The 15,397-nt window shown below is 60.8% G+C and carries 12 protein-coding genes; all 12 read right to left on the reverse strand.

The window, feature by feature from the left end; all coding sequences use genetic code 11:
- Positions 1-151: 151 nt before the first annotated feature.
- The 12 genes from carB to rpsF all read right to left on the reverse strand — a co-directional run bounded on the left by carB (position 152) and on the right by rpsF (position 14,972).
- Positions 152-3,466 carry a carbamoyl-phosphate synthase large subunit gene (carB, locus tag ACQRC0_RS08260; protein ID WP_427729196.1) on the reverse strand — a complete coding sequence of 1,105 codons (3,315 nt, stop codon included), beginning with the start codon at positions 3,464-3,466 and terminating at the stop codon, positions 152-154.
- Position 3,467: 1 nt separating this feature from the next.
- Positions 3,468-4,898, reverse strand: a complete 1,431-nt coding sequence (gene carA, locus ACQRC0_RS08265) for a glutamine-hydrolyzing carbamoyl-phosphate synthase small subunit (protein WP_427729198.1) — start codon at positions 4,896-4,898, stop codon at positions 3,468-3,470.
- 411 nt (positions 4,899-5,309) lie between these two features.
- Complete coding sequence (locus ACQRC0_RS08270) at positions 5,310-6,275, reverse strand: hypothetical protein (protein WP_427729200.1); 966 nt, start codon at positions 6,273-6,275, stop codon at positions 5,310-5,312.
- Positions 6,276-6,294: 19 nt separating this feature from the next.
- The gene (locus ACQRC0_RS08275) at positions 6,295-8,064 is read right to left on the reverse strand and encodes an ABC transporter ATP-binding protein (protein ID WP_427729202.1); all 1,770 of its coding nucleotides are present in this window, start codon (positions 8,062-8,064) and stop codon (positions 6,295-6,297) included.
- Positions 8,065-8,146: 82 nt separating this feature from the next.
- Complete coding sequence (locus tag ACQRC0_RS08280; protein ID WP_195838565.1) at positions 8,147-8,842, reverse strand: NUDIX domain-containing protein; 696 nt, start codon at positions 8,840-8,842, stop codon at positions 8,147-8,149.
- 21 nt (positions 8,843-8,863) lie between these two features.
- A complete protein-coding gene (purD, locus tag ACQRC0_RS08285; RefSeq protein WP_427729204.1) occupies positions 8,864-10,168 on the reverse strand; it encodes a phosphoribosylamine--glycine ligase in 1,305 nt (434 codons plus the stop codon).
- 120 nt (positions 10,169-10,288) lie between these two features.
- Positions 10,289-11,575, reverse strand: coding sequence for an adenylosuccinate synthase (locus ACQRC0_RS08290; RefSeq protein ID WP_427717940.1), 1,287 nt, complete (start codon positions 11,573-11,575; stop codon positions 10,289-10,291).
- A gap of 92 nt (positions 11,576-11,667) precedes the next feature.
- Positions 11,668-13,065, reverse strand: coding sequence for a replicative DNA helicase (gene dnaB / locus ACQRC0_RS08295; protein ID WP_427718155.1), 1,398 nt, complete (start codon positions 13,063-13,065; stop codon positions 11,668-11,670).
- Between the two features lie 218 nt (positions 13,066-13,283).
- The gene (gene rplI / locus ACQRC0_RS08300; protein ID WP_154516756.1) at positions 13,284-13,823 is read right to left on the reverse strand and encodes a 50S ribosomal protein L9; all 540 of its coding nucleotides are present in this window, start codon (positions 13,821-13,823) and stop codon (positions 13,284-13,286) included.
- A 15-nt stretch (positions 13,824-13,838) separates the two neighbouring features.
- Positions 13,839-14,105, reverse strand: a complete 267-nt coding sequence (gene rpsR / locus ACQRC0_RS08305; RefSeq protein WP_006235829.1) for a 30S ribosomal protein S18 — start codon at positions 14,103-14,105, stop codon at positions 13,839-13,841.
- Between the two features lie 72 nt (positions 14,106-14,177).
- Positions 14,178-14,630, reverse strand: coding sequence for a single-stranded DNA-binding protein (locus ACQRC0_RS08310; RefSeq protein WP_006235830.1), 453 nt, complete (start codon positions 14,628-14,630; stop codon positions 14,178-14,180).
- 48 nt (positions 14,631-14,678) lie between these two features.
- Positions 14,679-14,972: a 30S ribosomal protein S6 gene (gene rpsF, locus ACQRC0_RS08315; protein ID WP_006235831.1), complete on the reverse strand. Its 294-nt coding sequence runs from the start codon at positions 14,970-14,972 to the stop codon at positions 14,679-14,681.
- Positions 14,973-15,397: the final 425 nt, after the last annotated feature.

Genomic DNA, 15,397 nt, shown 5'->3' on the forward strand with positions numbered 1-15,397 from the left:
CTAGTCATCGCGCAAAGCCCCTTCTGCAGCACACGGTGCAACCGAGTCACCGCAGGCCGGGGCGGGAGGCGGACCTTTCTCTCGGAAAACTTCGCGAAGCCCAGTTTCCGAGAGAAAGTGTCCGGCTGCCGCCCCGGCCGACCAGGTCACATTACACCGTGTACTGCGGCAGGTCCTGCAGGGCGATGACGTCCATGCCCATGTCGTTGGCGCTGCCGTGGCCCTGCTGGTCCTCGCGCACCGCCTCGATAGCACTCACGTAGGTGTTGGCGGCAGACATCGCCGTCACGCAGGTCACGCCGCGGCGCACCGCCTCGGTGCGCAACAGATAGCCGTCGCCGCGCGAGCCCGGGCCGTACGGCGTATTGATGATTACCGCGATCTTGCCATCGGCGATAAGGTCACCGATGTTGGGGCGCTCGCCGTCGTGTGGGCCGCTGATCTTTTCCACGACCTCGCACGTCACGTTGCCTCCACGCAGCACGCGCGCCGTACCCTCGGTAGAGCAGATGTCAAAGCCCAGATAGCGCAGGATACGGGCGACCGAAAGGATATGGCGCTTGTCGCGATCGCACACGCTAATGAACACCTTGCCGGCGCTCGGATCGGGCAGTTTGTAGTCAATCGCCAGCTGTGTCTTGGCGTATGCCTCGGGATAGCTCTTGGCGACACCCATGACCTCGCCCGTCGACTTCATCTCGGGCCCCAGGATAACGTCGGCTCCCGGGAAACGGCCCCAGGGCATAACGGCTTCCTTCATGCAGAAGCAGTCCAGCTGGCGCTCGTCGCTCGGCAGGCCCAGGCTCGCGATGGAATCGCCCGCCATGATGCGCGCCGCGCACTTGGCCAGCGGCACGCCGGTGGCCTTGGAGATAAACGGCACGGTACGGCTGGCACGCGGGTTGGCCTCGATCACGTAGACGGTCTCGCCCTTGATGGCATACTGCACATTGACCAGGCCGCGAACTCCCAGCGCCATCGCAATGCGGCGCGTGGTCTCGCGGAGCTTCGCCTGCAGACTCTCGCTAAAGCTAAACGGCGGAATGCAAGTCGCGGAGTCACCGGAGTGGATACCGGCCTCCTCGATATGCTCCAGAATACCGCCGATGTAGACTTCCTCGCCGTCGCACAGGGCATCGACATCGGACTCGATCGCGCCCTCCAGGAAGCGGTCGAGGTACACCGGGTAGTCGGGGCTAATGCGCGCAGCCTCGGCCATGTAATCGTGCAGATGCTCGGCATCGTAGGCGATCATCATACCGCGGCCGCCCAACACATAGCTCGGACGAACCAGCAGCGGGTAGCCGATATGCGCAGCCACGGCCTCGGCCTCCTCAAACGAGGTGGCCTGACCCGCCGGCGGGTACATAATGCCCAGCTTGTCGAGCAGGGCGGCAAAGCGCTCGCGGTCCTCGGCAAAATCGATGGCATCGGGCGTGGTACCCATGATGTTCACGCCGCTCTCCTCGAGCATGCGCGCCAGCTTAAGCGGAGTCTGGCCGCCGAGCGTCACCACGACGCCGTCGGGGCGCTCAACATCGATAGCGTCCATGACGTCCTCGTAGGTGAGCGGCTCAAAGTACAGACGATCGGACGTGTCATAGTCGGTCGAGACGGTCTCGGGGTTGCAGTTGACCATGATGGTCTCGAAGCCACGGGCCGCCAGCGCGTAGCTCGCGTGCACGCAGCAGTAGTCAAACTCGATACCCTGGCCGATACGATTGGGGCCGGCACCCAGAATCATCGCCTTGGGCTTATCTGCCGGCGTGGTCTCGTCGGGGGCAACGCACTTCTTGGCGACCGGGCTCGTGCGGTAGATGTTTTCGTAGGTCTTGTAGTGATACTCCGTGGCACTCGAGAACTCAGCAGCGCAGGTGTCGACCGTCTTCATGCTGGGAACCACGCCCAGACCCTTACGGTAAGCGCGAACAAAGCGCTCGTCCGAGCCGGTCAGCGCGGCAATCTCGGCATCGCTCGTGCCATACTGCTTGAGCAGGCGCATCGCGTCGGCGTCGATGTCCTCCACGCGCAGGCCGCGAATGCTCTCCTGGACCTGCACCATATCGTTGATACGGTTGAGATACCACGGATCGATGCCGCAGATGGCGTGGATGCGCGCGACATCCCAGCCACGACGCAGAGCCTCGACCACAAAGAAGATGCGGTGCTCAGTCGGGGTGCCCACGGCCTGAGCGAGCTCGTCGTCGCTCAGCTTATCGGCACCTTCCTTGCCACCAGCGCAAATGCCCTGATGCCCGTCCTCCAGCGAGCGCATGGCCTTGCCAAAGGCCTCCTCAAAGGTGCGGCCGATCGCCATGATCTCGCCCACGGCTTTCATGCGCGTTGTGAGCGTGGGGTCGGTACCCTTGAACTTCTCAAAGGCAAAGCGCGGCACCTTGACCACACAGTAGTCGATCGTGGGCTCAAAGCAGGCAGGCGTGGCTTTGGTGATGTCGTTGACGATCTCGTCGAGCGTGTAGCCCACGGCCAGGCGAGCGGCGGCCTTGGCGATGGGGAAGCCCGTGGCCTTGGAGGCCAGTGCGGACGAACGGCTCACGCGCGGGTTCATCTCGATGACGATCAGGCGACCGGTCTGCGGGTTCACGGCAAACTGCACGTTGGAGCCACCGGTCTCGACGCCGATCTTCTCCAGAATGGCGAGCGAGGCGACACGCATGCGCTGATACTCAAGGTCGGAGAGGGTCTGCGCCGGCGCCACGGTGATGGAGTCGCCGGTATGCACGCCCATGGGGTCGAGGTTCTCGATGGAGCACACGATGATGCCGTTGCCGGCGTGGTCGCGCATGACCTCCATCTCGTACTCTTTCCAACCCTCGATGGACTCCTCGACCAGCACCTCGTGGGCGGGCGAGAGCTCAAGGCCCTGGCTCACGATGGAGACGAGCTCCTCGTGGGTGTGCGCGATGCCGCCGCCGGCGCCGCCCAGGGTAAAGCTCGGGCGCAGCACGCAGGGATATCCCACGCGCTCGGCGATGGCCTCGGCGTCGGCCACGCTGTAGGCATAGCCCGAGCGCGCGACCTCCAGGCCGATCTCGGCCATGGCCTCGTTAAAGAGCTTGCGGTCCTCACCGCGCTCGATGGCGGCAAGGTCGCAGCCGATCATCTCGACGCCGTACTGGTCGAGCGTGCCGTCCTTTGCCAGCTCGACGGCGGCGTTCAGACCGGTCTGGCCGCCCAGCGTGGGCAGCAGCGCGTCCGGGCGCTCCTTCTTGATCACGCGCTCGATAAATTCGGCGGTGATGGGCTCGACATAGGTGCGGTCGGCCAGGCCCGGGTCGGTCATGATGGTCGCCGGGTTGGAGTTGACCAGGATGACCTCAAAGCCATCCTCCTTGAGCACCTTGCAGGCCTGGGCGCCGGAGTAGTCGAACTCGCAGGCCTGGCCAATGACGATGGGGCCCGAGCCAATGACGAGGATGCGCTTGATGTCAGTACGTTTAGGCATGTTAGTTCTCCTCGGTCTCAGTCTCGGCGAAATTCCAGCCAGCCAGGCGGTCCTTCGCGGTGTCGATGTCCAGGTAGTTCTCCTCGCCGTCCATGAGTCGCGTAAAGGCGGTAAAGAGATAGTGGGCATCGGTGGGGCCAGGCGAGGCCTCGGGGTGGTACTGGACCGAGAAGCACGGGGCGTCGAGCAGCTGGATGCCCTCGGCGGTGCCGTCGTTGAGGTTCACGTGCGTCAGGCGAATGCGGCCAAAGCGCTCATTCATCACGACCGGCGCGATTCCGCGGCGCACCCAGACGCGCAGATCTCCATCGGCCGCATGCTCGGTCTCGCCGCCGGAAAGCTCGGGGACAAGCTTGCCCAAGCTGGGGAACAGCAGGCCAAAGCCATGGTTTTGCGCGGTAATTTCCACGCGGCGGCTGACCAGGTTCATAACCGGCTGGTTACCGCCACGGTGACCGAATTTGAGTTTTTCCATCTGGGCGCCGCATGCCAAGCTGATCATCTGGTGACCCAGGCAAATGCCAAAGACGGGCACCTTGCCGATCAGCTGCTGCGCCTGCTCGTAGGTCTCTACCACGGCATCGGGGTCGCCGGGACCGTTGGACAAAAAGACGCCATCGGGATTCATGTCGAGTACCTGACGCGCGGGTGTATCCCACGGCACGACGGTGAGGGCGCAGCCAGCACGGACCAGACCCTCCAGGATGCCACGCTTGACACCGCAGTCGTACGCGACCACGTTGTGGCGGGCGGGAGCGGGGGCCGCAAGCGCAAAGCCATGCTCGGTGGGCAGATCGCTCCCGGCGAACGGATGGGGCGCAGGGCAGCTCACGGTCTTGACCAGGTTCTCCCCCACCAGCGTGGGAGCAGAGGCCAAGCGCTCGGCAAGCTCGTCGATGTCGAGGACCTCGGTCGAGATAATGCCCATCTTGGAGCCATTGTCGCGCAGGTGGCGCACCAGGGCTCGGGTGTCGACGCCCTCGATAGCGACGATGCCGTGTGCGCGCAGGTACTCCGGCACGCTGACGGCCGAGCGCCAGTTAGAAGGCGTGGCACACATGTCGCGCACGATCATGCCGCGCATGGCGGGAGCACTCGCAGGGCGTACGTCATCGCCGGGGAAGGCGGACTGGACATCGGTCTCATCGATGCCATAGTTGCCAATCTGCGGATAGGTCATGGTAACGATCTGGCCAGCATAGCTCGGGTCGGTCATAACCTCAAAGTAACCCTCGAGTGAGGTATTGAAGCAGACTTCGCCGGTCGCGGTGCCCTCGGCACCACATGCACGGCCATAAAAAATGGTCCCATCCTCAAGGTACAGGATGCAGGGACCGCAAGCACCCTTGCTGGTTTTGGCCAGCATGCGCTGGCACAGTTCGCTGGGCGCGATGGTGCGGGCGGCAGCGCCCGCAATATGGTTGTTCGCCATAGTTCTCCTTCCCGGTCTCTCGGGACCGGCTTAAAGGTGTGTAGTTAGGCCTCGCGGTATTCTAACCGTAAGTATGCCGTATGGCGTTAATTACATAGAATTGTTTACAAAATGATAATTATGACTTCTTATGCATAATGATTTTTCTGGGACGGGGATTAAAAAATCATTCTGAAAGCAGAGCTTTGTCGCTGAGTAGTCAATTTGGGACGGGGCTATTTTAGCTGCCCCGGCTGGTGGCACGACGGTTAGGTTGATTGACGGACGGGGTAGCTAAAATAGCCCCGTCCCAAATTGACTACTCGCCAACCGCATACATGACAGAATAATTTTTTAATCCCCGTCCCAGAAAAATCATCCCGCGTGGGCTTGCGGCTCACGCGGGATGTCATCGTTCTATGTGGCTGCGGACTACTTTTGCTTGTCCTGCTCAAGTAATTCGGACGGGGTGCGGCCAAGCTTGCCGCCACGGAAAATCTCGCGGCCGTGCAGGCGGTGCTCCAGGTCACGTTCGGCCTTTTCCTCGTCAATCTTAGTCTGGCTCACCGCCGGGTCCTCGATGAGCGACGATACCGAGTTCACCTGTTTCTGAATGCGCTCGGCAATGGTGTCATCCATGCTCACGATACGCATCTTCCAGTCGATATTGGTGGCGTTGGAAGAGCTCTTGGTCCAGACGAACGTCAGGATGGCGCTCTGGTGACCCTGGGCGGGAAACATGCCAAAGAAGGAATCGTGCTGAATCCTGCTGTCCTCGTCGATATAGGCGTGGACGTTATACACCACACGGTCAATCTTGTCGTTGAGCAGGGCATTGGTTGCGAGCGCCGCCGCCTGAATCTGACCGTTGGACAGCAACTCGAGTTCATTGGCAGAAGACGTGTCCAGCACCGTCACCTCAACCGTGCCCGTACCCTCGTCGGCCTCGTCGACGGTAAAATCGAGCGGGAACTGCGTAAAGCCGTTGCCCCATTCAAGTCCACCTTTGAGCGCGGTCGAGACGGTATCCACCGAAACGCTCTCGGAGAGGTTCGCGGTGTTCAGGCGTCGCATCACGCCGTAGCCGATCTGCATGCCCACAATCAGCACCAAGATGCCGATAACCACGACCATGGCAGTTTTCGTAATGGTATGGCTCACCTGCGAACCCGAAGGATCGTCCTCGGACAGCGGGTCGATATGTTTTGCCTGGCTCGCGCGATCCTCGCTGCGCAGCCGCGCCAGTGTCGCCTTGTCACCGCGTTTGACGGCAGACTCTTTCTCGCGCATGCGCTCGGTACGCTTTTTGGCGAGTGTAGGATCCAAGACGCCGGATGCATCGATTTCGGAGAATAATTCCGTCACTTCTTCCGGAGTCAGATGGTTCTTATCAGCCATAACCTTCCTGTCATATCAATCAGTCGAGCTCGTGCGCACGCGCACCTTCGAACTGCATTCGATAGTAACGGGCATAAGTGCCGCCACGGGCGAGAAGCTCCTCGTGCGTGCCACGTTCCACAACGCGACCATGCTCAACGGTCGCAATCTCGTCGGCATGCTTAATGGTCGAGAGACGGTGAGCGATGATGATCGTGGTGCGGCCACGCGCCAAGCGCTCGAGCGACTCCTGCACCGCCTCCTCGCTCTCGTTATCCAGAGCACTGGTCGCCTCATCCAAAATAAGGATCTTGGGATTTTTGAGAAACACGCGCGCGATGGCGACGCGCTGCTTTTGACCACCAGAAAGACGGCTGCCGCGCTCGCCCACCACGGTGTCGTAGCCCTGCGGAAGCGACTCGATAAAAGCATCGATGTTGGCGCGATGGGCCGCCTCGGCGATTTCTTCTGCCGTGGCGCCCGGCTTGCCATAGGCGATGTTCTCGCCAATCGTTCCGTCGAACAGATAGACATCTTGCTGCACCAGGCCGATGGATCGGCGCAGGCTACGCTGCGTCACGTCGCGCACATCCTGGCCGTCAATGCTAATGGAGCCGGCGGCAACGTCGTAAAAGCGCGGCAACAGCGAACAAGTCGTTGATTTGCCGCCGCCCGAGGGACCAACCAAAGCGATGGTTTGACCGGGCTTAATGGACAGATCCATATGGTCGATAACGGGACGCGTCCCGTCGCCCGCGCCCAGCTCGACATCCTCGTAGCTAAAGCACACGTCGCGATACTCAACAGCGCCGGCCGTCACCTGCAGATCCGCAGCACCCGGCTTATCCTGAATATCGGGAACAGTCGAGAGCACCTCGTCCATGCGCTTAAAGCCGGCGATGGCTTTCTGATACGTCTCGGCCGAATTGACGAGCGTCTCAAGCGGCGTGCAGAACAGCGAAATGTAGAGCGCGAAGGTTGCCATATCGACCGCCTGCAGCTGGCCTTGGGCAACGAGCCAACCGCCCAGCAGCACCACGATTACATAGAGCACGCCCGAGAGCAGACCATACGTCGCGGTGTAGACGCCCATGGCGTGATACATGTTTTCCTTGGACGAAAGGTAGCGATCGTTAGAGGCACGGAACTTAGAGCGTTCGGTCTGCTCATTGGCAAAGCTTTTGACCACACGCATACCCGCCAGCGAATCCTGCAGCTGCGCATTGATGCCGCTGATCTTTTTGCGGTTATCGCTAAAGACCTCGCGCATGCGCATATTCTGCCAAAACATAATGACCGCGAACACCGCCGTCACCACGGCCATGGCGAGCGCGAGCACCGGCGCAATGGTAAACAGAATCACAAACGAGCCAATGATCTCGATACCGCAAATAATGATCCATTCGGGCACGTGGTGCGCCGCCTCGCAGATATCGAACAGGTCGTTGACCACGCGGCTCATCATGTCACCCGAGCTGTTGCGATCAAAGTACGCAAAGCTAAAACGCTCGTACTGATCGAACAAGTCCTCGCGCATCTTGGACTCCATGCGCGCGCCCATCACGTGGCCCCAATAGCTCACAAAGTAGCGGCAGGCGCAGCGGGTGGCATACATCAGCACCAGTCCCACCGCGATCATACCGAGCGCCTGCATAATGGCAGTCTGGCCCTGGGTAAACAGCCCGCCGCACAGATTGCGCAGGATAATGGGAAACGCCAGGTCAATGGCGGCGAGCACCAGGGCGCAAATGGTATCGGCAACAAAAAGCCCCATCTGGGGCTTGTAGTAAGACAGAAAACGCTTCAGCATGTGATCCTCAAAGAAATATCAGCAACATAAGACCCTGGGACAAAGCAATCAGTAGTACTTGTCCCAGGGCTATCCCCACTCGTTACAGCTCAGAACCACCAAGGCGGTGCGCGATGCTGTCGCAGGCAAGTGCGCCCACGACGGTCTTGGCATCCTCGATCTTGCCGTCGAGCACGGCATCGATCAGCTCGTGCAGCGGCACCAGGTCAACGTTGACAAACTCGTCATCGTCGGGGTTGGGCGCATCGAACTCGAGCTTGGTGGCCAGGTAGATGTGAATAATCTCGTCGCAAAAACCGCAGGTCGTGACAATAGACGTTAAAAAGCGAATGCGCCCGGCCTTAAAGCCCGTCTCCTCATGCAGCTCGCGCCTGGCACAATCGAGCGGGTCCTCGCCTGGATCGAGCTTGCCGGCGGGAATCTCAACCGTCACGCGGTCGATGGCGGTGCGGTACTGACGCACCAGTACGATCTTGCCGCTCTCGGTCAGCGCCACAACGGCTGCCGCACCCGGATGGCGAACGATATCGCGGGCGCTGCGGTGACCGTTGGGCAGCTCAACCTCAAGACGGTGGACGTCGAGGATCTTGCCCTTCCAGGCGCACTCCTCCGAAAGAATCTTCTCGTGCAGCTCGGCATCGTGCGGGTCGTCGTCGCCCAGCACCAGCGCCGGCTCGTCAGCGACCTCGCCACCAGGCTCGCCCTCGGCGTGCCCATACATGCGGCTGTCCTCTTCGACGATTTGCGCGTCCACGAGCTCTTCGTTCTTCTCGTCCATCCGTCTCATTCCTCTCGGATTTTAGGCATCCCAGGCGTCGCGGCCGCGCAGCGCGCGCAGGCCAATGTCGTGACGCAGGGTCTTGCCCTCAAAATCGATCTTTTCGCAAGCCTCGTAGGCAAGGTTGCGAGCGTTCTCGAACGTGTCGCCCAGCGCGGTCACGGCGAGCACGCGGCCGCCGTTGGTCACGAGCTGGCCGTCCACCACGGCGGTGCCGGCGTGATACACGGTCACGTTCTCCATGGCCTCGGCATCCTCGATACCGGTGATGATCTTGCCCTTCTCGTAGCTGCCGGGATAGCCCGCGCTCGTCAGGACAACGGCCACCGCCCACTCGTCACGCCAATCGAGCTCAATCTGGTCAAGCTCGCAGTTGGCGCAGGCAAGCATGACCTCGACCAAGTCGTTCTTAAGGCGCGGCAGCACGACCTGCGTCTCGGGGTCGCCAAAGCGGGCGTTAAACTCCAGCACCTTGGGGCCGGCGGGGGTAAGCATAAAGCCGCCGTACAGGCAGCCACGGTAATCGATGCCCTCGGCGGCGAGCTCGGCCACGGTCTGCTCCATGACCTTCACCATGGTGGCGTGCTCCTCGTCGGTCACGATGGGCACCGGGCTGTAGACGCCCATGCCGCCCGTGTTGGGACCAAGGTCGCCCTCAAGCGCGCGCTTGTGGTCCTGCGAGGTGGCCATGGGGCGCACGGTCTTGCCGTCGGTAAAGGCCAGCAGCGAGCACTCGGGGCCAACGAGCATCTCCTCGATCACCACGGTGTTGCCGGCATCGCCAAAGGTGCCGCCAAAGCACTCGCGCACGGCCTCTTCGGCCTGCGAAAGCTCGGTTGCCACAATAACGCCCTTGCCCGCGGCAAGACCGTCGGCCTTCACGACCAGCGGAGCGCCCTGCTCGCGCACATAGGCGAGAGCCGAAGCCTCGTCGGTAAACGAGCCGTAGGCGGCCGTCGGAATGCCCGCGCGCTCCATAAGCTGCTTGGAGAACAGCTTAGAGCCCTCCATCTGAGCGCCCTCGGCACCCGGGCCAAAGCAGGGAATACCCGCCGCGCGCACGGCGTCGGCCACGCCCGCCACGAGCGGAGCCTCGGGGCCAATCACCACGAGTCCGCATCCGTGGCTCTGTGCAAACGCCGCCACGGCAGCAGGATCGCAATCGTCGAGAACCACGTTCTCGCCGCAGCTCGCGGTGCCGCCGTTGCCCGGGGCGATGTAGAGCTTGCCGGCGCGCGGTGATGCCGCGAGCTTGGCTGCCAAAGCATGCTCGCGGCCGCCGCTGCCCAACAACAGGATGTCGATGGTTTGAGTGTCCGCCTTCAAGGGTGCCTCCTCTATGGATTAACGGCCCGTCAACCATGCGGGCCCATTACAAGCAAATATACCCCTCGGCCGCCCGTCCGGGCTGCGAAGGGGTATATCGCAATAACCAAATAACGCCGATTACTTCCAGAATCGGTTGATGATCTGCTCGCGGCCGGCGCCAACACCGACAAACGTCACGCGCGTGTGCGCCAGATCCTCGACAAATGCCACGTAGTCCTGAGCCTCCTGCGGCAGCTCCTCAAAGCTGCGGCAGCCGGTGATATCGCACTTCCAGCCGGGAAGCTCCTCGTAGATGGGCTTGGCATGCTCAAAGCGCACCTGGTGCTCGGGCACGCTGGTGTAGCGCTCGCCGTCGACGTCATAGGCCACGCACACCTTAATGGTGTCGAAGACCGAAAGCACGTCGAGCTTGGTCAGGGCGATGTCGGTAAGACCGTTGACGCGCGAGGCGTAGTTGGCGATGGGACCGTCAAACCAGCCGCAGCGACGACGGCGACCGGTGGTCACGCCGTACTCATAGCCCTCCTCGGTCAGCGTATGGCCGGCCTCGGACTCGTAGGAAAGCTCAGTGGGCATGGGGCCTGCACCGACGCGGGTGATGTAGGCCTTCATGACGCCCAGCACGCGATCGACGTTTTTCATGCCAACACCAGAACCGGTGATCGCGCCGCCGGCGGTGCAGTTAGAAGATGTGACAAACGGATAGGTGCCATGGTCGATATCGAGCAATGTTGCCTGGGCGCCCTCAAAGAGCAGGGTCTTGCCCTCATCGATCATGTTGTTGAGCAGCAGGCTCGTCTCGGTGATGTACGGGCGCAGGCGCTCGGCCATGGGCAGGTACTCTTCACAGATCTGGTCCACGGTGTAGGTGGGCAGGCCGTAAAGCAGCTCGAGCTCGGGATTCACGCGGGCAAGAGCGGTTTCCAGCTTGTCGCGGAAGAGCTCCTCATCCAGCATGTCCTGCATACGAAGGCCAATACGGGCCATCTTGTCCTGATAGCACGGGCCAATGCCGCGCTTGGTGGTACCGATGCTCTTCTTGCCGAGCTTCTGCTCAAAGGCGCCGTCCAGGTCGACGTGATACGGCATGATCACGTGTGCGTTGCCGCTGATCTTGAGGTTCTTGGTGGTGATGCCATCGGCCTCGAACATGTCGATCTCCTCAAGGACAACCTTGGGGTTGACGACGCAGCCGTTGCCAATCACCGACACGTGGTCGGCGTACATGATGCCGGAGGGCACCTGGTGCAGGCCGTACTTCTTGCCGTTGACAACGATGGTGTGCCCGGCGTTGTTGCCGCCCGAATAGCGCACGACGGCATCGAAGTCGCCGGCGATCAGGTCGCAGATCTTACCCTTGCCCTCATCGCCCCACTGGGCACCGACCAAAACGGTTGACGGCATGTTTACTCCTTACATACATGGACTGTCTGCGCGCCATACGGCGGGCAGAAGCACAAAACATTCCCAGTATACCCGTGCAACGGGCGCCTGTCCTACTCCTCGGTATGCACCCCATCAAGCTCATAGAACTTGGTAGACGCCGGCAGAAACATCAGGTCGACGTCGCCGATCGGGCCCGAACGGTTCTTGGCCACGACAATACGCGTGACGCCCTCGTCGGGTCGGTCGTCGCGCGAGGCCTCAGCCTCGTCGGCGGAACGGTCCAAGAACATGACGATATCGGCGTCCTGCTCGATGGAGCCCGATTCGCGCAGGTCGGAAAGCTGCGGGCGCTTGCCGGTACGGGATTCGACCTGACGCGACAGCTGAGACAGCGCGATCAGCGGAATCTTGAGTTCCTTGGCCATAATCTTTAAGCCACGAGACATCTCGGAGACCTCGACGGTGCGGCTCTCGGAACGGCGTCCCGGCGGAGGACTCACCAGCTGCAGGTAGTCCAAGATAATGATGGCCTTCTCCTTGTTGTGGAGCATGCGGCGGCTCTTGGCGCGAATCTCGGTCACCGTGGTGCCGGGCGTATCGTCAATCAGAATATCGAGCTTGGACAAGGTCTGCGTGGCCTCATTGATATTGGCCCACTGCTCGGGGCTAATGCGACCCATGCGAAAATCACTGATCGAAATCATGGCATAGGCGCAAATCAGGCGCTGGGCAATTTCCTTGCCCGACATCTCCAGCGAGAAAAAGCCGACGGTGTAGCCCGCAGCGGCGGCATTGAGCGCCAGGTTTAGAGCGAACGAGGTCTTACCCACGGCGGGGCGGGCGCCGATAATGATGAGCTGGCCCTCGCGGAAGCCCATAAGCATGCGATCGAGTGACGGGAAGCCCGTGGGAACGCCCGCTGCCTGGCCACCGGCCTGGCACACTTCCTCGGCCTCGTTATAGGCCTCGACCATAAACTCGGTCAGTGTCTTGTAGCTCGACTTAACCTCGCGCGCCGTAACCTTGAGCAGCTTGCTCTCGGCCAGCTCCACGACCTCTTTGGTATCGGTGGGGGCGTTATAGGCCAGCGCGTTAATCTCGTTGGTGGCGCCAATCAGCTCACGCAGCATCGAGTCGCGACGAACGATGGCGGCATGGTGCTGCCAGTTGACGAGCGACAGGGTCTGACCCATCAGCTCCAAAATGTACGCCTCGCCGCCCACGGCATCGAGCTTGTTGATGCTTCGCAGGTAATCGATCAGCGAGATGGAGTCGATGGGGATGCGACTGTTGTACATATCGACCATCGCGGTATAGATGGTCTTATGAATGGGCCGGTAGAAATCATCGGGCTGCAGCTCGACCTGGGCTTCTTCGACCACCTCGGGCGATAGCAGCATGGCGGCCAGTACGTTGGCCTCTGCATCTTGGTTTTGGGGGAGACCCAACTTGGAGCCGCGGTCCTCGACCGTCAGCCATGTCTCCCTATCGTCATATGCCATGAGCATCCTCATTCATATCGCTTGCGAGCATCCATAGTATCAGCCACAGCTTTAAATCGAGGCGCGCCTTAACAATCATCACCGAACCAAACGGACGAACGGTCCCTTATGTGGGACCGCATCTCAATGTATGACGTGACACCCACTCAGCGCAAAAAATAAAAGGGCGCCCCGGTCTCCCAGAGCGCCCTTCTTAGAACAAGATTGTTGCGTTGCAGCAAATGCTACTCGGCAGCAGCCTCGGTCTCGACCTCGGCGGTCTCGGCCTCGGCGACCTCAGCGGCCTCCTCGACCTCAGCCTCGGCAGCGAGCTCCTCGGCGGTAACGCCGACGAGAACGACAACCTCGGCCTTGATCTCGCGGTACAGCGAGATGGCAACGGTGTGGGCACCGGCAACCTTGATGGGCTTACCGAGCTCGACGCGCTTGCGGTCGATGTCCATACCGAGCTGATCCTTGATGGCGTCAGCGATCATAGCGGCGGTGACAGAGCCAAAGAGGATGCCCTCGTCGCCGACCTTGACGTCAACGGTGACCTGCTTGCCCTCGAGGGCAGCCTTGGTCTCGTTGGCGGTAGCCAGACGGACGGCCTCGCGCTTGGCGATGTTGTTGCGACGCTCGTCAAGCTGCTTGAGGTTGCCCTTGGTGGCGGCAACAGCGAGCTTCTTGGGGAACAGGAAGTTCTCAGCGTAACCCTGAGCGACCTCTACGACGTCACCCTCGCCGCCCTTGCCCTTGATCTCATCGAGAAGAATAACCTTCATGATGCGTCTCCCTTCTTAGCCGCGGTCGCGGTTGCCACGAGAGGAAACCACGGGGACGGTGTACGGCAGGAGAGCCATCTCGCGGGCACGCTTGATGGCGTTGGCGATGTCATGCTGATGCTGCGTGCAAGCGCCAGTGACGCGACGGGGCTTGATCTTGCCACGGTCGGTCATGTACTTACGGAGAAGCTGAGTGTCCTTATAGTCGATGAACTCAGTGTTCTCCTTGCAGAACTGGCAGTACTTACGACGCGGCTGACGTGCAGAAAAATCATTAGCCATGTCAAAATACCTTTCATTTGGCAACTTCGGCGAACCGAAGCCGCCTCTCACTCAAAAATAGGTGAACAACCCTTAAAACGGGATGTCCTCATCGTAGACGTCGACCGCGGGCGGCGTAGCCACCGGTGCGGCAGGACGCGCTGCGGGCGCGGGAGCTGCGGGGGCGTAACCGCCCTGATCGTAGCCACCCTGGCCACCACGGGAGCTCATAAACTCAATCTCATCGACGATGACCTCAAGCTTGCTCCTGCGCTGACCATCGCGCTCCCAAGAGCTGTAGCGCAGCTTGCCCTCGATCGCAACCTTGTTTCCCTTTGCCAGGAAACGGCTCACGGCCTCGGCGCGGGTGCCGAACATAGTGCAGTCGACAAAGTTGGGATAGTCCTCCCACTCGCCAGTCTGCGCATTGCGGCGGCGATCGTTCACGGCGACGCCAAAGGACAGAACCTGGGTTCCGCCGGCAGTGGCGCGCAGCTCGGGATCGCGGGTGAGGTTACCGGTGATGTTCACTCGATTGATGCTCATTACTCACTACTTCCTCTTGGGGCACAAGCCCAGTCCAAAACGACAGTCTTACTCCTGGTCGTCGCGACGGACGATCATGTGGCGGACCACAGCGTCGGTGATGCGCAGGACGCGATCAAGCTCGGCGATCTGGGTAGGATCTGCGTGGAAGTTGATGAGGGTGTAGTCACCATCGGTGAGGTCGTTGATCTCGTAGGCGAGCTTGCGCTTGCCCCACTCGTCAACGGAGTCGACCTTGCCAGCGCCCTCAGCGATCGTGGTATCGATACGCTTCATAACAGCGAGACGAGTCTCGGGGTCGAGCGACGGGTCAACAAAGAACAGCAGTTCATAAGCCTTCATATTGTCACCTCCTCTGGACAAATGTGGCTTCAGGTCGTGAAGGTGCGCCTGAAGCAGGAAAAGACTTGGTAATAGTATCTTTCAACCTCCCAGGCTGCAAGAATATGCAGCTACAACCTCATGACCTCCACATATGTCCATACTCGCACGGCCTTTCTTGCATATTCCAACCAAATGCTGTCCAAGAGCTTGACGGATTTGAGGACAAGGGCGGGTACATACCGACTTTCTGCCAGATAACCGCAAGTCGCTCGCAGCACGGCTGCGGTCGCAAAATGCATACCAGCGGTACAACGCGACATTTTGAATTATTAAACTTGATTCCCGACCGTCCGTAACTACCTCATTTGAACAGTTCGTCTGGTCAGATTACGCAGGTCATCGATTGGTTTCGGCACGGTTGGGCAAACGACGGAGCGATGCAA

The organism is Collinsella sp. SGI.033, assembly GCF_050315135.1.
GTDB lineage: Bacteria > Actinomycetota > Coriobacteriia > Coriobacteriales > Coriobacteriaceae > Collinsella.